This is a genomic window from Streptomyces sp. YIM 121038 (assembly GCF_006088715.1).
Lineage (GTDB): Bacteria > Actinomycetota > Actinomycetes > Streptomycetales > Streptomycetaceae > Streptomyces.
Genome location: NZ_CP030771.1, coordinates 7122631 through 7144332 on the forward strand (window position 1 = coordinate 7122631; position 21702 = coordinate 7144332).

General features: G+C 70.5%; 17 protein-coding genes. 13 read left to right on the forward strand and 4 right to left on the reverse strand.

The window, feature by feature from the left end; all coding sequences use genetic code 11:
• Positions 1-267 precede the first annotated feature (267 nt).
• Positions 268-1185, forward strand: a complete 918-nt coding sequence (locus C9F11_RS30695; protein WP_138967177.1) for an RNA polymerase sigma-70 factor — start codon at positions 268-270, stop codon at positions 1183-1185.
• 16 nt (positions 1186-1201) lie between these two features.
• Here the strand turns inward: C9F11_RS30695 and C9F11_RS30700 are convergent, their stop codons facing one another.
• The 3 genes from C9F11_RS30700 to C9F11_RS30710 all read right to left on the reverse strand — a co-directional run bounded on the left by C9F11_RS30700 (position 1202) and on the right by C9F11_RS30710 (position 4350).
• Positions 1202-2320 (reverse strand): serine hydrolase domain-containing protein, encoded by a 1119-nt coding sequence (locus C9F11_RS30700; RefSeq protein ID WP_138962303.1) that lies wholly within the window; start codon positions 2318-2320, stop codon positions 1202-1204.
• A gap of 65 nt (positions 2321-2385) precedes the next feature.
• Complete coding sequence (locus tag C9F11_RS30705; RefSeq protein WP_138967179.1) at positions 2386-3915, reverse strand: alpha/beta hydrolase; 1530 nt, start codon at positions 3913-3915, stop codon at positions 2386-2388.
• Between the two features lie 9 nt (positions 3916-3924).
• Positions 3925-4350, reverse strand: a complete 426-nt coding sequence (locus C9F11_RS30710) for a DUF4190 domain-containing protein (RefSeq protein WP_249401937.1) — start codon at positions 4348-4350, stop codon at positions 3925-3927.
• Positions 4351-4536: 186 nt separating this feature from the next.
• On the opposite strand from C9F11_RS30710, the gene C9F11_RS30715 reads away from it, so the two are divergent.
• The 11 genes from C9F11_RS30715 (at position 4537) to C9F11_RS30765 (ending at position 19073) form a co-directional block, all read left to right on the forward strand.
• The gene (locus C9F11_RS30715) at positions 4537-5727 is read left to right on the forward strand and encodes a histidine kinase (protein ID WP_275940275.1); all 1191 of its coding nucleotides are present in this window, start codon (positions 4537-4539) and stop codon (positions 5725-5727) included.
• Between the two features lie 53 nt (positions 5728-5780).
• Positions 5781-6521 (forward strand): response regulator transcription factor, encoded by a 741-nt coding sequence (locus C9F11_RS30720; protein WP_249401938.1) that lies wholly within the window; start codon positions 5781-5783, stop codon positions 6519-6521.
• A 425-nt stretch (positions 6522-6946) separates the two neighbouring features.
• The gene (ngcE, locus tag C9F11_RS30725) at positions 6947-8389 is read left to right on the forward strand and encodes an N-acetylglucosamine/diacetylchitobiose ABC transporter substrate-binding protein (RefSeq protein WP_138962305.1); all 1443 of its coding nucleotides are present in this window, start codon (positions 6947-6949) and stop codon (positions 8387-8389) included.
• A gap of 34 nt (positions 8390-8423) precedes the next feature.
• The gene (locus C9F11_RS30730; RefSeq protein WP_138962306.1) at positions 8424-9353 is read left to right on the forward strand and encodes a sugar ABC transporter permease; all 930 of its coding nucleotides are present in this window, start codon (positions 8424-8426) and stop codon (positions 9351-9353) included.
• A 15-nt stretch (positions 9354-9368) separates the two neighbouring features.
• Positions 9369-10301: a carbohydrate ABC transporter permease gene (locus C9F11_RS30735; protein ID WP_138962307.1), complete on the forward strand. Its 933-nt coding sequence runs from the start codon at positions 9369-9371 to the stop codon at positions 10299-10301.
• 247 nt (positions 10302-10548) lie between these two features.
• Positions 10549-11748: an ROK family transcriptional regulator gene (locus tag C9F11_RS30740; protein ID WP_138962308.1), complete on the forward strand. Its 1200-nt coding sequence runs from the start codon at positions 10549-10551 to the stop codon at positions 11746-11748.
• Between the two features lie 122 nt (positions 11749-11870).
• The gene (locus tag C9F11_RS30745; RefSeq protein WP_249401940.1) at positions 11871-12968 is read left to right on the forward strand and encodes a substrate-binding domain-containing protein; all 1098 of its coding nucleotides are present in this window, start codon (positions 11871-11873) and stop codon (positions 12966-12968) included.
• Positions 12969-13134: 166 nt separating this feature from the next.
• Positions 13135-13929, forward strand: a complete 795-nt coding sequence (locus C9F11_RS30750) for an ATP-binding cassette domain-containing protein (RefSeq protein WP_138962309.1) — start codon at positions 13135-13137, stop codon at positions 13927-13929.
• On the forward strand, positions 13926-15227 hold the full coding sequence (locus C9F11_RS30755) for a sugar ABC transporter permease (RefSeq protein WP_138962310.1): 1302 nt from the start codon (positions 13926-13928) through the stop codon (positions 15225-15227). Before C9F11_RS30750 ends, C9F11_RS30755 begins: the two co-directional genes overlap by 4 nt.
• A 236-nt stretch (positions 15228-15463) precedes the next feature.
• Positions 15464-17392, forward strand: coding sequence for a 1-deoxy-D-xylulose-5-phosphate synthase (gene dxs / locus C9F11_RS30760; RefSeq protein ID WP_138967187.1), 1929 nt, complete (start codon positions 15464-15466; stop codon positions 17390-17392).
• 157 nt (positions 17393-17549) lie between these two features.
• Positions 17550-19073 (forward strand): amino acid permease, encoded by a 1524-nt coding sequence (locus C9F11_RS30765; protein ID WP_138962311.1) that lies wholly within the window; start codon positions 17550-17552, stop codon positions 19071-19073.
• A 99-nt stretch (positions 19074-19172) separates the two neighbouring features.
• On the opposite strand, the gene C9F11_RS30770 is transcribed toward C9F11_RS30765, so the two are convergent.
• Positions 19173-20159, reverse strand: coding sequence for a hypothetical protein (locus C9F11_RS30770; protein WP_249401941.1), 987 nt, complete (start codon positions 20157-20159; stop codon positions 19173-19175).
• 95 nt (positions 20160-20254) lie between these two features.
• Here C9F11_RS30770 and C9F11_RS30775 point away from each other — a divergent pair, with 95 nt between their 5' ends.
• On the forward strand, positions 20255-21454 hold the full coding sequence (locus tag C9F11_RS30775) for a CapA family protein (RefSeq protein WP_138962312.1): 1200 nt from the start codon (positions 20255-20257) through the stop codon (positions 21452-21454).
• Positions 21455-21702: the final 248 nt, after the last annotated feature.

The window sequence follows — 21702 nt, forward strand, 5'->3', positions numbered from 1 at the left end:
GGGCCGCCTCCCTTCTCCCGTGCGATCTCGACTCGTGGTGCCGCGTGCCGTGTGCCGCGTACCGCTCCGGACGGTCCCTGCGCACGGCGCCTTGACGAACACGGGACGCCGGTGCCCCGCTGCCCGTAACGGCCGCGGCCGTGTGACACAGGCCACCGGTCGGAGGGTGTTACGGAGCGGCGGGGACCGGCGTCTAGTGCGGGGAGCAGGGCCGGAAGGAACAGGCGGGAGCCGGGTATGAGCGAGCGCAGCGAACGAACCACCGACATGGCCGTGCCGCCCGGCCGTGCCGCTCCGGTGAGGCCGGTGGACTCCGCCACCGAGGTGTTCGTCGCCCACCGCAATCTGCTGTTCACCGTCGCCTACGAGATGCTCGGCTCGGCCGCCGACGCCGAAGACGTCCTACAGGAGACCTGGCTGCGCTGGGCGGGCGTCGACCGCGGAGCCGTGCGGGAGGAACGTGCCTACTTGGTGCGGATCGTCACCCGGCAGGCGCTGGACCGGATGCGTGCGCTCGGCCGGCGCAAGGAGTCCTACGTCGGACCGTGGCTGCCCGAGCCGCTGCTCACCGCGCCGGACGTGGCCGAGGACGTCGAACTGGCCGACAGCCTCTCGATGGCGATGCTGCTGGTGCTGGAGACGCTCGCGCCGGTCGAACGGGCGGTGTTCGTGCTGCGCGAGGTCTTCGCCCTCGACTACGACGAGATCGCCGGGGCCGTCGGCAGGAGCCCGGCCGCCGTCCGCCAGCTCGCCTACCGGGCACGGGCCCACGTCGCCGCGCGCCGCCCGCGCGGCACCGTCTCCCCGGCCCAGACCCGGGCCGCGCTCCAGGCCTTCCAGCGCGCGGTCGAGACCGGCGAGTTGCAGTGCCTGCTCGACGTCCTCGCCCCGGAGGTCGTCGCCCTGAGCGACGGCGGCGGAGTCAGACACGCCCTGCTGCGGCCCATCGTGGGCGCGGACAAGGTGGCCCGTCTGCTGGCGGGCGGCTGGTGGCGGCGCGACGCCGAGAGATCGGTCGAGCCGGTCCAGATCAACGGCGGGCCGGGGCTCCTCGTCCGGGCCGACGGGGAGGTCGACGGCGTCGTGGCCGTGCGGGTCGAGAACGGCCACGTCACCGGGGCCTACCACGTCCGCAACCCCGAGAAGCTGTCGCGCGTGGCGCGGGAGACCGCCGTCAGCCGCTGACTCCCCGGCCCGCCCGTCAGCGGCAGAGGACCTCGTCCACGACCTCGTCCATGCCGTCCTTGACCGCCTGGCCCGGCTGCGTGGTCACGGCGACGTTGACGGAGCGGACCGGCTCGCCGTGCTTCAGGACGACGCCGCCGCGGGTCTCGTAGCCCGTCATGCTGCCGCCGTGGCCCCAGTAGACGCCGCCGCACGACAGGGGCGTCCGCACGAGGCCGAGGCCGTAGCGGGCCCCCTTGGGGAAGGGGTACGTGGCGGGGGTGGTCTTCTGCATCTCCTTGAGCTGGGGTTCCTTCAGCAGGCGCCCGTCCAGGAGCGCGGTGTAGAACCGGTTCAAGTCGGTGTTCGTGGAGACCATCTGCCCCGCGGCCCAGGCCCAGGAGGGGTCCCACTCCGTGGCGTCGACCAGCGGCGCGCCCGCAGCGGACTGGTAGTAGCCCTGGGGGTGGCGCTCACGCAGGGTCGCGTCGCCGTGGGCGGGGAAGTAGGTGTGGCGCAGGCCGATGCGCTGGATGACGCGCCGGTCGATCTCCTGGGCGATCGAGCGGTGGGTGATCTTCTCCACGATGAGGCCGAGGACGAGGTAGTTCGTGTTGTTGTACTCCCACTTCTCCCCGGGCCCGAAGTGGGCCTTGTGCTTCAGGGCGCGGGCCAGGAGCTCGCGGGGCTCGTAGGGGTGGATGTCCTCGTCGAGGTAGTCGACGTAGCTGGGCAGGCCGCTGCGGTGCTGGAGCAGCTGGCGGATGGTGATCTTCCGCCCGTCGATGCCGTCGCCGCGCAGGACGCCGCGCAGATGGTCGTCGACCTTGTCGCTCAGCCGGAGCTTCTTCTCGCCGACCAGCTGGAGCACGACCGTCGCGGTGAAGGCCTTGGTGTTGCTGCCGATCCGCACCTGCCCGTCCCGGGGCACCTGCGCGCCGGTGGCGACGTCACCGACGCCCGCGGTGTACGTACGGGTGCGGCCTTCGCGGTCCGTCACGCTCGCCAGGGCACCGGGCACGCTGTCGGGGTTCACCAGGGCGTTCAGCCCCTTCTGTACGGGGTCCGGCGCGGTGGCGGAGGCCGTCGCCGCGGGGGCGAGGGCGCCGAGGGCCACGACCGCGGTGGCCGCCCACTGCCATGTCTGTGTACGCATGGGTCAACTCCTCATGGGGATCAAAGGGGATCAAGAGGGATCAAGAGGGATCTGTGGGAGGGGGATTAGTCGGTCCGGCAGGTCAGGTCCCTGGCGGGGAGCCTGCCGGTGGTCAGGTAGCGCGTGGCGGCGCCGTCCGCGCAGGAGTTGGTGCCGTTGACGATGTGGCCCTCTCCTTCGGCGACGGTGACCATCCGGGAGCCGCGCAGGGCCCGGTGCATGGCCTGGGCACCGGCCAGGGGGGTGCTGGGGTCCCACGCGTTCTGCACGATCAGCGCGCGGGCCGCGTGGCCCACCTCGGTCGCGGGCTCGCTGCCCGGCTGCCAGAACGCGCACGGCTTGATGCCGGACGCGAAGTCGCCCGACAGCGGATAGCGGGCCTTGTCGCGGATCGCGTCGCGGCGGTAGCGCTCGGGGTCGCGCGGCCACGACGCGCGGGTGTCGGCGCAGAGGACGGCCCAGGCGGCGGCGGTGTCGTTGTCGGCGGGGGTGCCGGGGACGGCGGGGGTGCCGGGCACTCCGGGCGCGCCAGGGCGCTTCCCGTTCTCGCTCCGCTTTCCGTTCTCCGCCGCCTTCTTCAGCCCGGCGACCCACGCGGACGCCTTCCGCACGTGGAAGAACCGGGTGCGCTGAGCGCGGATGCCGTCACCGGTGAGGGGCTGTCCGTCGACGGTGAGGGGCGTGCGGTCGGCCCGCGCGACCAGGTCCCAGAAGGTCTCGCGGACCTCGGCCGGGGTGGTGCCGAGCCCATGGGCCGCGTGCCGCCGGGCGGCCCACCCGCTCCAGCGCGTGAAGGCGGGCTCGGCCCCTTCCGCCATCGCCTGGAACATGCCGCGCCCGTACCGCGCGGGGTCGGCGGCGCTGTCCAGGACGAAGCGGTCGGCCCGCCGCGGGAACATCCGCGTGTAGACGGCGCCGAGGTAGGTGCCGTAGGAGAACCCCAGGTAGGAGATCTTCTTCTCGCCCAGCACGGCACGGACGACGTCCATGTCCCGGGCGGTGTTGCGGGTGGTGAGGTGCCGCAGCACCGCGCCGTTCGCGGCCCGGCACTTGGCGGCCACCGTACGGGCCCACCGCACGTCCTTCGCGAAGGTGCGGGCCCGGTAGGGGTGCTCCAGTGCCTGTTCGCCGGGGGTCAGGCCGCAGCCGACGGGGGAGCTCCGGCCGATGCCCCTCGGGTCGAACCCGATGAGGTCGTACCGCTTCCGCACCTCCTTCGAGATCCGCAGCGCCGGGTCGACCGGCAGACGGAGGCCGGGTCCGCCGGGGCCGCCGGGGTTGAGCAGCAGAACGCCGCGCCGTTCCACCGCGCTTGTCGCCTTCAGGCGGGATATCGCGATGGTCGTCCTTCTGCCGTCCGGGTCACCGTAATCCAGCGGCACTTCGAGGGTCGCGCACTGGAAGGCGGCGGGGCTCCGGGCGTCACAGCGCTGCCAGTGGGGCTTCTGCTGTGCGTACGGGCGAAGGGGGTTTCCGGTCGCGGCGGCTTCGGGTGCGGCGGTTGCCGCCGCGGGTGTCAGGGCCGGTACGAAAGCCGCCGTGATGCCGACGGCCAGAAGAGACGCTGTGCGTGCGGCGCGCGCCACGATGTCCATTCCCATCGGTCAGGCTCCGTCGAACTGGTCGTGGACGCACTGCGCGTACTGCCGGAAGCTGTCGGGCTCGTAGCACTCCTGCGTCTGGTTCGCGTACCAGACGAAGAGGAAGGCGGCCGCGACGGACGCCATGATCGCGAGGGTCGACGTCACCACGCCGGCGACGGCCCTGCCCCGGCCGACGCCCGTGCGCCGGGCCGTCCGCAGGGCGCCGAGGCCCAGGACCAGACCGACGGCACCGAGCAGGCCGCCGACGAAGACGACCGAGGTGCTCAGGCCGACCACGCCGAGGACCAGGGCGGCCCGGGCCGTGCGGTTCCCGCCGCCCGGGGCCCGCGTGCCGTAGCCCTGCGGGCCGGGGACGCCGCGGTGCGTTCCCGTTCTCGCGGGCCATGCCGGGTGGTGCTGGGGCATTTCCAGCTCTTGCGTGTTCATCGGTCGTCCTCCGGTCCGTCGTTCTGGGAAAGATCCTGGATTTCGGAGGCCCGGAAACGCATCACGGAAAAGCGGGAAAAGGGCCTCCCCCGATCGGGGGAGGCCGCCCGTGGGATCTCCGGCGATACTGGACGAATCATGTTGAGGGGAATACGGCCGCTGCTGCGCGGCTCCACATACGCAGGCATGCTGTTCGCCGTTCTCGGCGCCTTCGCGAGCCTTCCGCTGTTGCCTTTCGCCATGCTTCCGGCGCTGGGGTGGCGATCCGCTCCTTATGGCGTTCAGGTCGCTCTGACCCTGCTCGTCTGGGCGGCGCTGATCGGCGCGGTGGGCCTCGCGCGCACCACGCGGCGGGGGCTCGTCGCGGCCGCCCGCCGACTCCTGAAGGTGGCGTTGCCGGATCCCGCGGCCGCGCCCGCCTCCGCCCCCGCCGCCGACCGCCTGCGGACCCCCCTCTGGCTGCTGCTGCACGTGGCCATCGGGTGGACGGGGGCGCTGGCGGGCGGCGTGCTGCTGCTCCTGGGCGTGACCCTGCCGGGCGGCTGGCTCGACGCCGAGCTCGAACTGAGCCTGTTCGGCCGCTCCGCGCGGCCGGGCGACGGCTGGGCGAGCTGGGCGGTGGCGCTCGCCTGCCTGCTGCTCGCGGCGGCCGTGTGCGCCGGGGTGACGGGCGCGCTGCGGTGGCTCGCGCCCCGGCTCCTCGGGCCGTCGGCGGCCGAGCGGCTCGCGCTCGCGGCCGAGCGGGAGCGGGCCCTCGCCGAACGCAACCGCCTCGCCCACGAGCTGCACGACTCGATCGGGCACACGCTCACGGCGACCACGATCCAGGCGGCCGTCGCGGGCGAGGTGCTCGCCGCCGACCCGGTGGCCGCGCGGGCCGCCCTGCGCAGCATCGAGGAGTCGGCCAGGTCCGCCCTCGAAGACCTCGACTACGTGCTCGGCGTGCTGCGCGAGCAGGAGTCGGAGACGGCCCCGACCCGCACCCTGGCCGATCTGCCCGAGCTCTTCGACCGGCTGCGACACGCGGGCGCGGTGGTGGAACCGGACCTCACGGGCGACCTCGCGCAGGTGCAGGGCACGCTCTCCCGGGCCGCGTACCGGATCCTCCAGGAAGGCCTGACGAACGCGCTGCGGCACGGGGCGGGCGGCCCCGTCCAGGTCCGGGTGGCGGCCGCGCCGGACCGCCTCGAACTCCGCGTGGTCAACCGGACCGGGGCGGGTCCCGGCCGGAGCCCGCGCGCCTTCCCGACCTCCGGGCACGGCCTGCCCGGACTCGCCGAGCGCGTACGGCTGCTGCACGGCGAGATGGAGTCCGGAGCCGACGGGCCGCACCACTGGCGGCTCGCGGTCCGGCTGCCCGTACGGTTGCCCGCATGATCGACGCAGGGGCAGGGGCAGGGGCAGGGGCAGGGGCAGGGGCAGCCGCGGACGTGCCGACGAGTCCCGTCGGCGCCGTCACGCCGCACCCCGTACCGAGCCCGGTGGACGCCCCCGCCGCACCCGGCCCCGCCGGCACCCCCGTCACCCTCCTGATCGCGGACGACGACGCGGTGACGCGCAGCGGGCTGCGCGTGCTGCTCGCTGCGCAGCCGGGCATCGCCGTGGTCGGCGAGGCCGCCGACGGAGTCGAGGCGGTCGAGCAGGCGCGGCTGCTGCGCCCCGACGTCGTCCTGATGGACGTGCGGATGCCGCGCCGCAACGGGATCGAGGCCACCCGGCACCTCCTCGCCGACGCGGCCGACCCCCCGAAGGTCGTGGTGATCACCACCTTCGAGAACGACGACTACGTCACCGCCGCGCTCAGCGCGGGGGCCAGCGGGTTCGTGCTCAAGCGGCGTCCGGTCCCGCAGATCGCGGAGGCGGTGCGCGTGGTGGCGGCCGGGGAGGCGATCCTCTTCCCCTCGGCGCTGCGCCGGATGGTGGCCGCCCGCCCGCTGGGCTCCGCCGACGCGCTGCCGAACGCGGCGCTCACCGGGCGCGAGGAGGAGGTGCTGCGGCTCATGGCCACCGGTCTGTCCAACCCGGAGATCGCCGAGTCGCTCACGGTGAGCATGGAGACGGTGAAGACCCACGTCGGGAACGTGCTGACCAAGCTCGGCGCCCAGAACAGGACCCACGCCGTGGTGATCGCCTACGAATCCGGCCTGGTGGTACCGGGCTTCACCGGCTGACCCCCTGCTGCCGCCCCGGCCGCCGCCCCGGCCACCCGCGCGCCGCCGCCCCGGCCCCCGCCCGCCGCGGCACCGGCCGCCACGCCCGTCCCGCCCACCTCCTCCGCCCCGAGGTCAAGACACCGACGGCATCGGGGAATTGGACTTTCCGAATTGGTCCGTACTATTTCCCGGCATGCCCGCCATAAAGAGGTCTCAACTCGGAAAAGGTGGCTGCCCAAAGCTGCATTCGATCTTGCTCACCCGGTGGCGAGTGGACTATACCTGTGCGCGTCCGCACGGTCCGGTCGGCAAGCCGTGGTTCGCCCTTTCGAGCGCCGCCGGACACGTCCCGCACCATCGCACGACCCCAGCTTCACTACTCCGCGGTGCCGGGGAGGATCCGGTTCACCGCCTGAGTCCTGGAAGAGAGCGAGGACTTGAGCATGGGATCCACCTCTGGAACGCCCGGTATGTCCGGCGTCGGCCGCCGCGATCTGATCAAGCGCAGCGCGGCCCTCGGCCTCATCACCGTCCCCACGATGGGCTTCCTGTCCGCCTGCGCCTCCGGCGGCGGTGACGACGACGAGAAGGCCAAGACGGTCAAGAAGACCAAGGACAACCCCTTCGGCGTCGCCAAGGACAACGACCTGGACGTCTTCATCTTCAAGGGCGGCTACGGCGACGAGTACGCCAAGGCGTGGGAGGCGTCCTTCGAGAAGAAGTACGGCGGCGACGTCTCCCACAGCGGCGAGCAGGACGTGACCGGAAAGCTCCAGCCCCGCTTCAACAAGGGCAATCCGCCGGACGTCGTCGACGACTCCGGGTCGAAGAAGATGAAGCTCGACACGCTGTTCAAGGACGGCCATCTGACCGACCTCACGCAGCTGCTCGACGCGCCGTCCATCGACGACCCGAGCAAGAAGATCCGGGACATCATGCTGCCCGGCACCATCGAACAGGGCACGTTCGGCGGGAAGTTCCACGCGCTGTTCTACGTCTACGCGGCCTGGGGCCTCTGGTACTCCAACAAGCTCTTCAAGAAGCACGGTTGGGACGTGCCCAAGACCTGGGACCAGCTCCTGGACATCATGAAGGACGCCAAGTCCAAGGGCATCGGCGGCCTCGCCCACCAGGGCAAGTACCCGTACTACATGAACATCGTGATCATGGACCTGATCGCCAAGACCGGCGGCATGGACGCCGTGAAGGCGATCGACAACCTCGACCCCAAGGCGTTCGTCGGCAACGACGCCGCCGAGCGCTCCATCGAGGCGGTCTACGAGATCGTGGAGAAGGGCCTGCTGATGCCGGGCACCAACTCCCTGGAGCACACCGAGGCCCAGACCAAGTGGAACGAGTACAAGGCGGTCTTCATCCCGTCCGGCTCCTGGCTGGAGAACGAGCAGGCGAAGCAGACGCCCGCGGACTTCGAGATGACGTTCCTGCCGCTGCCGCTGCTCCCCGACTCCAAGATGAAGCTGCACGCCGTGCGCGTCGGCGCCGACGAGCCCTTCATCGTGCCGGCCAAGGCCAAGAACGTCCCCGGCGGCCTGGAGTTCCTGCGCCGGATGCTGTCGAAGGAAGGCGCCACGGACTTCGCCAAGAAGGCCAGTTCGCTCTCCGTGCTCGGCCCGGAGTACGTCGACAAGAGCGTCGAGCTGCGCCCCGGCATCAAGACCGCGCTCGCGGCCGTCGACAACTGCCCGGTCCCGGAGCGCTTCAACTTCCGCTATTCGGAGTGGTACGGCGAACTGGACGTCGAGATCCAGAACGCCACCGGTGAACTGATGGCCAAGCGCCTCACGCCGAAGAAGTGGCTGGAGCGCTGCCAGAAAGCGGTCGACAAGGAACGCGCGAAGGGCACCGACAAGAACAAGAGGAAGTAGCGGCGAGGTTCAGGCGAGCCAGGAGCAGGGTGTCATGCATCGGAATAAGTACCCGTTCATCGCGGGATTCCTCGTCCTTCCCGTCGGGCTCTACCTGTTGCTGGTGATCTGGCCCTACATCCAGACCATCAGCTACTCGTTCACCGACTGGAGCGGCGCCTCCCAGAAATTCAGTTTCGTCGGGTTCGACAATTACAAGGACCTGGCCGACGACGACGTCTTCTTGAAGGCGCTCCAGCACAACGCCCTGCTCCTGGTCCTCGTGCCGACCCTGACCATCCTGCTCTCGCTGTTCTTCGCCTTCATGGTGAACGTCGGCGGGCGGGGCGGCGCGGGCGGCGTCTCGGGCGTGAAGGGGTCCGGCTTCTACCGGATCGTCTTCTTCTTCCCGCAGGTCCTGTCCGTCGCGATCCTCGCCATCCTCTTCAAGGCGGTGTACCGCGGCGACGACTCGGGCCTGATCAACGGCAGCCTCCAGGCCGTCGGGCTCGGCGACAAGAACCACCCGACGGAGTGGCTGAACGACCCCGACCTGGTCCTGTGGTGCATCGTCTTCGTGATGATCTGGGCCGGCGCGGGCTTCTACATGGTCCTGTTCTCCGCCGCCATGCAGTCCATCCCGAGGGACATCTACGAGGCCGCGCTCCTCGACGGCGCCGGGCGGATCCAGACCTTCTTCCGGGTGACGCTCCCGCTGCTCTGGGAGACCATCCAGACGGCCTGGGTGTTCCTCGCCATCCTCTCCATGGACGCGTTCCTGCTGATCTCCACGCTCACCTCCCAGGACTTCGGCGGCGGCCCCGACCACAGCAGCGAGGTCATCTCGACGTACCTGATGCGCAACTTCCAGACGTACAGCAAGAGCGGCTACGCCTGCGCCATGGGCGTCGTGATGCTGCTGCTCACCCTGATCGTGTCCATCGTCACGCTGCGGCTCAGCCGCCGCGAGCGCATCGAGTACTAGGGAGGCGCGAGCGACATGACGGCTCCCGCGACGCAACCCCCCGTCACCAAGGCCGCCGTACCCGGGCAGCGCGGCGGCACGCGCGGCGGCCCCGGCCGCCGCGACGGGATGGAGGGCAAGACCCTCAACGCCTTCTCGCACGGCTTCCTGGTCCTGTGGGCGATCATGATCGTCCTGCCGCTCTTCTGGATCCTGCTCGGCAACTTCAAGACCGACTCGCAGATCAAGTCCAGCGCCTGGACCTGGCCCACCGAGTGGACCTTCGACGCCTTCCAGCGCGGCTGGGAGAAGGGCGTGGGCGACTATCTGCTCAACACCCTCATCGTGATGGTCTTCTCGGTCCCGCTCACGATGCTGCTCGGCGCCATGGCGGCCTACGTCCTGGCCCGCTACGAGTTCTTCGGCAACCGGTTCCTGTACTACTTCTTCGTGGCCGGGTCGATGTTCCCGGTGTTCCTCGCGCTCGTCCCGCTGTACTTCATGGTCGACCGCCTGGGCATGCTGAACACGTACCAGGGGCTGATCCTCGTGTACGTGGCGTACTCGCTGCCCTTCACCGTGTTCTACCTGTACTCGTTCTTCCGGACGCTGCCCACGGCCGTGCACGAGGCCGCGGTGATCGACGGGGCCTCGCACACCCGGGTCTTCTTCCAGATCATGGTGCCGATGGCGAAGCCCGGCCTGATCAGCGTCGGGATCTTCAACGTGCTCGGCCAGTGGAACCAGTACATCCTGCCCCTCACCCTCATGCAGAAGCAGAGCGGCGGCGACGAGGACCGCTCGATGCTCGCCCAGGGCCTGGTGAGCCTGATGAACCAGGGGAACTACGAGACCGACCTGCCCGCCCTGTACGCGGGCATGACGATCTCCATGATCCCGGTGTTCGTGGTCTACGCGTCCTTCCAGCGACAGGTCCAGTCGGGTCTCACCGTGGCCACCCTGAAGTGAGCCCGGCGCCCGGCAGGCGTCAACCCATCAAGTGAAGACGGAGCCCCGTGCGCGGGCCGGGGCCGGACGGAGAGGTGTGACCTCGGCCTCCGGTCCCGGCCCGCGCGCGTACCCCGACGGGCCCGCCGAGCACCCCTGGATTTCCCTCAAGGACTTGACTGCGGTAACACCTTCAGCAGAGCTTGGAGTTCACAACTTGTACGGGCGGCGAGGGCGCCGTCCGCCATAGGCGGGAGTGGATGAGTCGATGGAGACTCCGGGGTCGCAGTCGTCACTGCACCGAGCAAACCTCGAGCGGGTCGTGCGCGCGGTACGGCTCGCGGGATCGCTCACGCAGGCGGAGATCGCCAGGACGACGGGCCTGTCCGCCGCGACCGTGTCGAACATCGTCCGGGAGCTGAAGGACGGCGGCACCGTCGAGGTCACGCCCACGTCGGCGGGCGGCCGCCGGGCCCGCAGCGTCTCGCTCAGCGGCGACGCGGGCATGGTCATCGGCGTGGACTTCGGCCACACCCACCTGCGCGTGGCCCTCGGCAACCTGGCCCACAAGGTGCTCGCCGAGCAGTCCGAGCCCCTGGACGTGGACGCCTCCGCGGCCCAGGGCTTCGACCGGGCCGAGCGCCTGGTCGGCCAGCTGATCGAGCAGGCGGGCGTGGACCGGGCCAAGGTCGCGGGCGTCGGCGTCGGCGTGCCCGGGCCCATCGACGTGGAGTCCGGCACCCTCGGCTCCACCTCGATCCTGCCGGGCTGGGCGGGCACCAAGCCCGCCGAGGAACTCAAGGACCGCCTCGGCGTGCCCGTGCACGTGGACAACGACGCCAACCTGGGTGCCCTGGGCGAGCTGGTGTGGGGCAGCGGCAAGGGCGTCAAGGACCTCGCGTACATCAAGGTCGCCAGCGGCGTCGGCGCCGGGCTCGTGATCAGCGGGCGGATCTACCGCGGCCCCGGCGGCACGGCGGGCGAGATCGGGCACATCACCCTGGACGAGTCCGGGCCCGTCTGCCGCTGCGGCAACCGCGGCTGCCTGGAGACCTTCACCGCCGCGCGCTACGTGCTCCCGCTGCTCCAGTCCAGCCACGGCACCGATCTGACCATGGAGCGCGTCGTCGCCCTCGCCCGCGAGGGCGACCCGGGCTGCCGCCGGGTGATCGCCGACGTCGGGCGGCACATCGGCAGCGGCGTCGCGAACCTCTGCAACCTCCTGAACCCCAGCCGGGTGGTCCTCGGCGGCGCCCTCGCGGAGGCCGGCGAGCTGGTGCTCGGGCCGATCCGCGAGTCGGTCGGGCGGTACGCCATCCCGAGCGCGGCCCGTCAACTGTCCGTACGTCCCGGGGCACTTGGCTCGCGTGCGGAGGTGCTCGGCGCCCTCGCCCTCGCGCTCAGCGAGATGGGGGATTCGACGCTTTTGGACGGGTCGGTTCCGACCGCCACACCTGCCTTCACTTAGATAACGCATGGCACCGTTGTCATCTCGTTAAGGATTTACTCCTTGACGCGTGTCGGGCGGCCGAGTTGACTTCGAGCCACCTCGGCCGCAACGACGCGGCCACGTCAGGGAGGCACCCCCAAATGAATGCATGGACGCGCCGCGTCGTCATAGGCACCGCGACCCTTTCCATGGCCCTCGGCCTCGCCGCCTGCGGTGAGGCCGGAGGCGACGACGACAAGGGAAGCGGCGGCGACGGAAAGACCATTGGTCTGCTCCTTCCGGAGAACAAGACCACCCGCTACGAGACCTTCGACCGTCCGATCATGGAGTCGAAGATCAAGTCGCTCTGCGGCGACTGCGAGATCAAGTACAACAACGCCGCACAGGACATCGAGACCCAGAAGAAGCAATTCGACGCGCTCATTACGCAGGGCGTCAAGGTGATCATTCTCGACTCCGTGGACTACAAGTCCACGAAGGGCTGGATCGAGCGCGCCGACAAGGAGGGCGTCAAGGTCGTCGCGTACGACCGACTGGCCGAGGGCCCGCTGTCCGCGTACGTCAGCTACGACAACGAGAAGATCGGCCGCCTCCAGGGCGGCGCCCTGGTCAAGGCCCTCGGGGCCAAGGCCAAGAGCTCCAACGTCGTCATGATCAACGGCTCGCCGACCGACCCGAACGCCCCGTTCTTCAAGAAGGGCGCCCACTCGGTGCTCGACAAGAACGTGAAGAAGGTCGTCTACGAGCAGGACATCCCCGACTGGTCGCCCGACGAGGCCAACCGGAAGATGGCCACCGCCATCGACAAGCTCGGCAAGGACGGCTTCGACGGCGTCTACTCCGCCAACGACGGCATGGCCGGCGGCATCATCACCGCCCTCAAGCAGCGCGGCATCGAGGTCCCCGTCGGCGGCCAGGACGCCGAGCTCGCGGGCATCCAGCGGTTGCTGAGCGGCGAGCAGGACTTCACGATCTACAAGCAGATCAAGCCGGAGGCCGAGACCACCGCCGAGATCGCGGTCCGGCTGCTCAAGGGCAAGAAGATCGACGACCTCATCGACCGCAAGGTCGACTCCCTGAGCGGCGACTACAAGGGCATCCCCGCCAAGCTCTACGACGCCCAGGCCATCACCAAGGACGACGTGGCCGGCACGATCGTCAAGGACAAGGTCTACAAGGCGAGCGAGATCTGCACCAAGCAGTTCAAGGCCGCCTGCGACGAGGCCGGGATCAAGTAGCCCCGCCCGTTCCTCCCGGGAGTTGACGCGGCCACGCGGCCGCGAGACACCTTCCCCAGCGTCCGGTGCCCGCACGTTCCTCTCCCGGCACCTCCCGCCCCGCAGCCGGAGGGCGGGCACCGGCACCCCCTTGTTCACCATCCCCGCCGGTCAGGCGGCGAAGGAGATGATTCACGTGTCCGCTACGCCCGTGCTGGCGTTGCGCGGGGTCTCCAAGCGGTTCGGCGCCGTCCAGGCGCTCACGGACGTAGACCTCGAGATCCACACCGGTGAGGTGGTCGCCCTCGTCGGCGACAACGGCGCCGGAAAGTCCACCCTCGTCAAGACCATCTCGGGCGTCCACCCCATCGACGAGGGCGCCATCGAGTGGGAGGGCCGCGAGGTCCGCGTCGGCCGCCCCCACGACGCCCAGAACCTCGGCGTCGCCACCGTCTACCAGGACCTCGCGCTCTGCGACAACCTCGACGTCGTCGCCAACCTGTTCCTCGGCAGCGAGCTGAAGAGCGCCTCCGTCCTCGACGAGATCAGGATGGAGAAGCGCGCCCGGGAGCTCCTGGAGACGCTGTCCATCCGCATCCCGAGCGTCCGCATCCCCATCGCCGCCCTCTCCGGCGGCCAGCGGCAGGTCGTCGCCATCGCCCGCGCCCTCGTCGGCGACCCCAAGGTGGTCATCCTCGACGAGCCCACCGCGGCCCTCGGCGTCGAGCAGACCGCGCAGGTCCTCGACCTCGTGGAGCGGCTGCGCGAGCGCGGCCACGGCGTCATCCTCATCAGCCACAACATGGCCGACGTGCGCGCCGTCGCCGACCGCGTCGCGGTCCTCAGGCTCGGCCGCAACAACGGCGTCTTCCACGTCGCCGACACCTCCCCCGAAGAGATCATCGCCGCCATCACCGGCGCCACGGACAACGCCGTGACCCGCCGCCGGGCGCGTACCGCCACGAAGGAGGACGCGAAGTGAGCGACCTCGCCAAGACCCCCGCCGACCAGCCCGCGGCCCCCGTCGACGCCGAGCCGTCGGCGACCCCCGCCGCGGCCGTCGACCCCCGGCTGCTCGTGCGCGAGCAGGGCTTCGCCGGGTACTGGACGGAGTTCCTGCGCAAGGTGCGCGGCGGTGAGCTCGGCTCGCTGCCCGTCGTCGTGGGCCTCATCGTCATCGCCCTGGTCTTCCAGCTGCAGAACGACAAGTTCCTGTCCGCCTCCAGCCTCGCCAACATCGCCGTGTTCACCTCCGGCGTCGGCATCATGTCCGTCGGCATCGTCTTCGTGCTCCTGCTCGGCGAGATCGACCTGTCCGTCGGCTCCGTCGCCGGTGTGGGCGCCGCCGTGTGGGCGGTGCTGAGCGTCAACCACGGCTGGGGCGACTGGCTCTCCGTGGTCAGCGCCGTCGTCTGCGGCATGGTCATCGGCGTCCTGCACGGGATCTTCTTCGCCAAGGTCGGCGTGCCGGCCTTCGTCGTCACCCTCGCGGGCTTCCTCGGCTGGAGCGGCCTGCAGATCTGGCTGATGGGCAAGGAAGGCAGCATCAACACCCCGAGCGGCTCCGTCGTCGAGGACCTCACCACCCACTACTTCGCCGACAAGGCCGCCGCGTACGGCCTCGCGCTCGTCGCCGTCCTGCTCTACGCGGGCTCGCAGCTGCTCGACGCCAGGCGCCGCAAGGGCGCGGGCCTGCCCTCGCGGCCGCTCAGCGAGATCCTGCTGCGCACCGGCGTGCTCGCGGTCCTGTGCTTCGTCGTCGCGTACTTCCTGAACGAGCCGGACGGCGCCCGCGGCCTGCCGCTGGCCCTGGTGCTCTTCCTGGCCGTGCTCGTCATCGCGGACTTCGTGGTCCGCCGCACCACCTTCGGCCGCCAGGTCTTCGCGGTCGGCGGCAACGCGGAGGCCGCGCGGCGCGCGGGCATCAACGTCGACCGCGTACGGATCACCGTCTTCGCGATCTCCGGCATGCTCGCGGCCTTCGGCGGCCTGTTCATCGCGAGCCTGTCCGGCGGCGCGACCAAGAGCCTCGGCAGCGGCAACACCCTGATGATCGTCATCGCGGCGGCCGTCATCGGCGGCACCAGCCTCTTCGGCGGCCGGGGCAAGATCTGGTCCGCGCTGCTCGGCATGCTCGTGATCCAGTCGATCCAGCAGGGTCTGAATCTGGAGGGCATGGCGAGTGAGATCCAGTACATGATCACCGGTGCGGTGCTGCTCGCCGCCGTCGTGATCGACTCGGTCTCCCGGCGCACCCAGAAGTCCGCGGGCCGCGCCTGATCAAGCGCCTCCGTGCCCGGTACCGGTCCCTCCGGTACCGGGCACGCCGCTGTCTGTGAACAAGGCGCTGAATAGAACGTTCGTTCTGGCCGGGAGTTCGTGTTCCCGGCGATTTACGGCCGATCGCGTGACGTAGGACTCCCGGGCCGGACTCCGTCGTCAACGGCGGAACATTAGACTCGACAGGCCCGGCAATGCTCGAACAGCGCTACACGCTCTACTGCAAGGAGGCACGGGTGCCGCTGCTGACCCGCATCACGGGACCGCGCGATCTGGACCGGCTCAGCCCGGAGCAGCTGAACCAGCTGGCCACCGAGATCCGCGGCTTCCTCGTCGACGCAGTCTCCAAGACCGGCGGCCACCTCGGCCCCAACCTCGGTGTCGTCGAGCTGACCATCGCCCTGCACCGCGTCTTCGACTCGCCCAGGGACAAGGTCCTGTGGGACACCGGCCACCAGGCCTACGTCCACAAGCTGCTCACCGGCCGCCAGGACTTCGAAGGACTGCGCGGCAAGGGCGGCCTGTCCGGCTACCCCTCGCGCGCCGAGTCCGACCACGACGTGATCGAGAACAGCCACGCCTCCACCGTCCTCGGCTGGGCCGACGGCATCGCCAAGGCCAACGAGGTCCTCAAGAAGGACGACCACGTCGTCGCCGTCATCGGCGACGGCGCCCTCACCGGCGGCATGGCCTGGGAGGCGCTGAACAACATCGCCGCGGCCAAGGACCGCCCCCTGGTCATCGTCGTCAACGACAACGAGCGTTCCTACGCCCCCACCATCGGCGGTCTCGCCAACCATCTGGCGACCCTGCGCACCACCGACGGCTACGAGCGCTTCCTCGCCCGCGGCAAGGACCTCCTGGAGCGCACCCCCGTCGTCGGCAAGCCGCTGTACGAGACGCTGCACGGCGCCAAGAAGGGCCTGAAGGACTTCATCGCCCCCCAGGGCATGTTCGAGGACCTCGGCCTGAAGTACGTCGGCCCCATCGACGGCCACGACATCGAGGCCCTGGAGTCCGCGCTGGCCCGCGCCAAGCGCTTCAACGGCCCGGTCATCGTGCACTGCATCACCGAGAAGGGCCGCGGCTACAAGCCCGCCGAGCAGGACGAGGCCGACCACTTCCACGGCATCGGCCCCATCCACCCCGACACCGGCCTGCCCATCGCCGCCGGCGGCATGGACTGGACGTCCGTCTTCGGCGAGGAAATGGTCAAGCTCGGCCACGAGCGCGAGGACATCGTGGCGATCACCGCCGCCATGCTCCAGCCCGTCGGCCTGAAGAAGTTCGCCGAGGAGTTCCCCGACCGCGTCTACGACGTCGGCATCGCCGAGCAGCACGCGGCCGTGTCCGCCGCCGGGCTCGCCACCGGCGGGCTCCACCCCGTCTTCGCGGTGTACGCCACCTTCCTCAACCGCGCCTTCGACCAGCTCCTGATGGACGTGGCCCTGCACAAGTGCGGCGTCACCTTCGTCCTGGACCGCGCGGGCGTCACCGGCACGGACGGCGCGTCCCACAACGGCATGTGGGACATGTCGATCCTCCAGTGCGTGCCCACGCTGCGCATCGCCGCGCCGCGCGACGCCGACCAGGTCCGCCTCCAGCTGCGCGAGGCCGTCGAGGTCGACGACGCCCCGACCGTCGTGCGCTACTCCAAGGGCGCCGTCGGCCCGGCCGTCAAGGCCGTCGCCCGCGTCGGCGGCATGGACGTGCTGCGCCGCCCGGACGCGCCCCGGCCCGATGTGCTCCTCGTCTCCGTCGGGGCGCTCGCCCCGATGTGCCTGGAGATCGCGGACCTCCTCGACAAGCAGGGCATCTCCACGACCGTGGTCGACCCGCGCTGGGTCAAGCCGGTCGACGAGGCGATGGCGCCGCTCGCCGAGCAGCACCGGGTCGTCGTGACCGTCGAGGACAACTCCCGTGCCGGAGGCGTCGGTTCGGCGATCTCGCAGGCGCTGCGGGACGCGGGCGTGGACGTGCCGCTGCGCGACTTCGGCATTCCGCCGCGGTTCCTCGACCACGCCTCGCGCAAGGAGGTCATGGCCGAGATCGGGCTGACCGCGCCCGACATCGCCCGCCAGGTCACGGGGCTCGTCGCCAAGCTCGACGGGCGCGTCGAGCGCGGCCGGACGGCCGTGGACTCCGTCGAGCCCGTCCGCGACTGACCCCACCGGGCGGGCGAGCGCCTCGCCCGCCCGGTGGGCGGACCACCCGGACAGCCGTAGGTTTCGGGTCCCTTCGCGTGAATCGCACCGCGCCGGGGCACTGGGAGTACATCCCCTCTCGAAGATGTCGAGGACGACTCGCGTGGGAGGTACGCCAGTGAGCAGCACCCTCTTCCGGACGAAGAAGGTCGAGCAGTCCATCCTCGACACCGAGGAGCCAGAGCACGCGCTCAAGAAATCGCTGTCCGCGCTCGACCTGACGGTCTTCGGCGTCGGCGTCATCATCGGCACGGGCATCTTCGTGCTCACCGGCACCGTCGCCAAGAACAACGCGGGCCCCTCCGTCGCCCTCGCCTTCGTCGTGGCCGGTGTCGTCTGCGCCCTCGCCGCGCTCTGCTACGCCGAGTTCGCCTCGACGCTCCCCGTGGCCGGGTCCGCGTACACGTTCTCGTACGCGTCCCTGGGCGAACTGCCCGCCTGGATCATCGGCTGGGACCTGGTCCTGGAGTTCGCGCTCGGCACGGCGGTGGTGGCCGTCGGCTGGTCCGGGTACATCGCCTCGCTGCTCGACAACGCGGGCTGGGCGCTGCCGGAGGCGCTCAGCGGCCGGGACGGCGCCGACGGCTTCGGCTTCGACATCATGGCCGCCGCCCTGGTCCTGGTGCTCACCGGCATCCTCGTGCTCGGCATGAAGCTCTCCGCGCGGATCACCTCGCTCGTCGTCGCCATCAAGGTGATCGTCGTCCTCGTGGTGATCGTCGCGGGCGCCTTCTTCGTCAAGGGCGACAACTACGACCCGTTCATCCCCGAGTCCCAGGCCGTGGAGGCGGGCGGCGGACTGCACTCCCCGCTGATCCAGCTGATGTTCGGCTGGGCGCCGTCGAACTTCGGCGTGATGGGCATCTTCACCGCCGCCTCGGTCGTCTTCTTCGCCTTCATCGGCTTCGACATCGTGGCCACCGCCGCGGAGGAGACGAAGAACCCGCAGCGGGACATGCCGCGCGGCATCCTGGGCTCCCTGCTCATCTGCACGACGCTGTACGTGGCCGTGTCGATCGTCGTCACCGGCATGCAGCACTACACGCAGCTGTCCGTGGACGCCCCGCTCGCCGACGCCTTCAAGGCCACCGGGCACCCCTGGTACGCGGGCTTCATCAGCTTCGGCGCCGCCGTCGGCCTGACCACGGTCTGCATGATCCTGCTCCTCGGCCAGACCCGGGTGTTCTTCGCGATGAGCCGCGACGGGCTGCTCCCGCGGTTCTTCTCGCACGTCCACCCGCGCTTCAGGACCCCGCACCGGCCGACCATCCTCCTCGGGGTGATCATCGCGGTCGTGGCCGGGTTCACCCCCCTGAGCGAACTCGCCGAGCTGGTGAACATCGGCACCCTCTTCGCCTTCGTGATCGTGGCCGTCAGCGTGATCATCCTCCGGCGCACCCGCCCCGACCTGCACCGCTCCTTCCGCACCCCGTGGGTGCCCGTGCTGCCGATCGCCTCGGTCGCCGCCTCGCTGTGGCTGATGCTCAACCTGCCCGCCGAGACCTGGGTCCGCTTCGCGGGCTGGATGCTGCTCGGCGTCGTCGTCTACTTCCTCTACGGGCGCTCGCACAGCCGCCTCGGGCAGCGCGAGGAGACGAGCGTGGGCGAGGTGCTGCGGCCGCCGGGCCGCGACGCCCAGTAGCCGGGCCCGGGCCGCCGGGCCGCGGCGCCCGGTGGCCGAGGGGTCCTCAGGCCGGTGGGGGCGGGTGGGGAGCGCTCCCCACCCGCCCCCACCGGGCGGCTACGAGCCCGCCCGCCGCCAGTCCCGCGTCACCTCGGCCATGGCCGCCACGGCGGCCCGCCGGTGCTTGCGCTCGCCGCGCAGCTTCGGTGCGAACTCCACGTGCAGGAACTCGGTCTCCTGCTCGGCCGCGTCGCGCCCCTGCATATTGGTGCGGCCCTCCAGGGGGCAGGAGCGGGCCCAGGCGCGGCAGACCTCGTAGCCCCGGCGGCGCAGCGCGTCCGCGAGGTCACGGCCCGCGGCGACGGCCACGCGGCCCTTGCCGGTGGAGGCCACCACGTCGTGGTCCGGCGCCGAGTCGTCCGCCATGCCGTGGATCTGGATCCCGGGCAGTCCACGCCGTGCCAGCTCGTCGCAGATGGCATGGAACACGCTCTTCCGCCGGTGTGCCACATCCGCCTCGTTGCCGCGGCCCGCTTTGCGATGTGCGCCAGCGATGATCAGTACGCCACCGGGCGAACGCCGCATCAGCTGGACGCCGAGCCGCTCGGTGTTCTTGTCGGCCACGGGGTGCGGCACCTGCGCGGACCAGCGCACCGGGGAGTCGAGGTCCACATAGACCCGGCCCCAGCCGCGCGGCGCGGGGGCGTGGTCGGAGCGGTCGGTGACCTCCGCGTACCGCCGCCCGGTGGCCGCGTCGGTGATCGTGCGCACCGTGAAGTCCACATCGGAGAGGCGGCGCTCGGCCCGCTCCCGTTTGCGGTCCACGAGCAGGGAGACGCCCTCGGCGACCTTGCGGCGTTCGACGGCCGAGGGGCGCCGGTAGCCGGTGTCCGCGGCGAAGTCCGACGTGTAGTCGGTGACCAGGCGCTCCAGGTTCTCCTCGTCGCTGCCGTCGGCGTCGGTGGGGCGGCTTCCCGGTGTCGAGGGCCCGGGGGAGGAGGGCTCGCGCTCCGGGGACCGGCTCCCGTCCGACGCGGCGGGGCGCCGCTCCCCGTCGGACGGCGAGCCGCACTGCGTGAGGCTCGCCACGGCGGCGAGCGCCACGGCGACCCCGACCAGGGGACGAACTCGACGCCGCTTTGCGTTTGTTATCGACCGAATTGGAGGGTGAGTCATGGTTGTATAAAGATATCCTCGTGATGACACGTCCCTCCCGCAGGCTAATAACGACCTGCGCAGCCTCGCTCGCCCTTCTGGCGGGCACCGCGTGCGGCCCCTTCGGCGGCGATGACGACAAGGCCGCCGACGGCGGCCCCTCGTTCACCGTCGCGGCCGCGGGCGACATCCTCATCCACCCTCAACTCACCGAGCAGGCACGCAAGGACGCCAAGGTGACCGGCAAGGGGGAGAAGGGCATCGACTTCGGCCCGATGCTCGCCGGGATCAAGCCCGTCATCAGCAAGGCCGACCTCGGGATCTGCCACTTCGAGCCGGTCGTGAGCAAGCCGGAGGGGCCCTTCCAGAGCTATCCGGACTTCCTGGTGCCGCCGCAGATCACCACGGCGGTCAAGGGCGTCGGCTACGACCAGTGCTCCAGTGTGTCCAACCACACCCTCGACCACGGCCCCAAGGGCGTCACGCGCACCCTGAACGCCCTGGACAAGGCGGGCCTGAAGCACACCGGTTCGGCGCGCAGCGCGGCCGAGGCGAAGAAGCCGCTGATCACGACCGTCAAGGGCGTCAAGGTCGGGCAGATCGCCTTCGCCTTCGGCTTCAACGGCCGGGCGGTGCCCAAGGACAAGCCCTGGATCGTCAACCAGAACGACTTCGACAAGATCGCGGCGGCCGAGAAGGCCACCCGCGCCGCCGGTGCCGACGTGGTGATCCTGAGCATCCACTGGGGCCGTGAGAACCAGCCCAACGCCAGCACCCCGCAGATCAAGCTGGCCCGCCGCATCGCCGAGGAGACCGGGATCAACCTGGTCATCGGCCACCACGCACACGTGGTCCAGCCGATGGAGAAGATCGGCGACACCTGGATCGCGTACGGACTCGGCAACCAGATCGCCCGGCACGACGTGCCCAGCGGGCTGACCGAGGAGGGCGCCATCGGCTGGTTCACGTTCACCAAGCGCGGCGGCAAGTGGGACGTGGGCGCGAAGTACGTGCCGACCTTCACGGAGATCCCGCCGGACCCGGACGAGACCGGCGAACTGCCCAAGGGCGCCGTCAAGGACCACCGCCTGCTCGACGTCGCCGCCACGCTGCGTGACGGCAAGGGCCTCAGCGAGGAGCGGCGTTCGCGCTACCGCCTCGCCTTCGAGCGCACCCAGGGCACGCTCCTCAACCGCGGTGCCGGCCAGGACGGCCTCGAGGCCCTGGAGGACCTGCCGGACTGAAACATTCCGTGAAGCCTGGTTTAACACCAGGTCACGGAGGTGCGGCGGCCCGTAGGCGGCCACTAAGTGATCTTTGACGTAGGTCACATCTCGCCATCCCCGTACATCCATTCCCGTCCCCGACGGGTCAAGACCTTCCGATCGCACTCGCGTGCGCCCGAGCGCCGCCGTGTGCCCACCGCGTTGATTCCGTACTCAGTGTCACGAACGTGTCACTCCAGGAGAGGAGCTCCCCCTTGGCCGCTTCG

Excerpts from the sequence above, each read along its gene's own strand:
- C9F11_RS30705 (WP_138967179.1), bottom strand. The coding sequence starts at position 3,915 with ATGGACATCGTGGCGCGCGCCGCACGCACAGCGTCTCTTCTGGCCGTC.
- C9F11_RS30775 (WP_138962312.1), top strand. The coding sequence starts at position 20,255 with ATGACACGTCCCTCCCGCAGGCTAATAACGACCTGCGCAGCCTCGCTC.
- C9F11_RS30750 (WP_138962309.1), top strand. The coding sequence starts at position 13,135 with ATGATTCACGTGTCCGCTACGCCCGTGCTGGCGTTGCGCGGGGTCTCC.
- C9F11_RS30735 (WP_138962307.1), top strand. The coding sequence starts at position 9,369 with ATGACGGCTCCCGCGACGCAACCCCCCGTCACCAAGGCCGCCGTACCC.
- ngcE (WP_138962305.1), top strand. The coding sequence starts at position 6,947 with ATGGGATCCACCTCTGGAACGCCCGGTATGTCCGGCGTCGGCCGCCGC.
- C9F11_RS30710 (WP_249401937.1), bottom strand. The coding sequence starts at position 4,350 with ATGAACACGCAAGAGCTGGAAATGCCCCAGCACCACCCGGCATGGCCC.
- C9F11_RS30745 (WP_249401940.1), top strand. The coding sequence starts at position 11,871 with ATGAATGCATGGACGCGCCGCGTCGTCATAGGCACCGCGACCCTTTCC.
- C9F11_RS30695 (WP_138967177.1), top strand. The coding sequence starts at position 268 with ATGGCCGTGCCGCCCGGCCGTGCCGCTCCGGTGAGGCCGGTGGACTCC.
- C9F11_RS30730 (WP_138962306.1), top strand. The coding sequence starts at position 8,424 with ATGCATCGGAATAAGTACCCGTTCATCGCGGGATTCCTCGTCCTTCCC.
- C9F11_RS30700 (WP_138962303.1), bottom strand. The coding sequence starts at position 2,320 with ATGCGTACACAGACATGGCAGTGGGCGGCCACCGCGGTCGTGGCCCTC.
- C9F11_RS30740 (WP_138962308.1), top strand. The coding sequence starts at position 10,549 with ATGGAGACTCCGGGGTCGCAGTCGTCACTGCACCGAGCAAACCTCGAG.
- C9F11_RS30715 (WP_275940275.1), top strand. The coding sequence starts at position 4,537 with ATGCTGTTCGCCGTTCTCGGCGCCTTCGCGAGCCTTCCGCTGTTGCCT.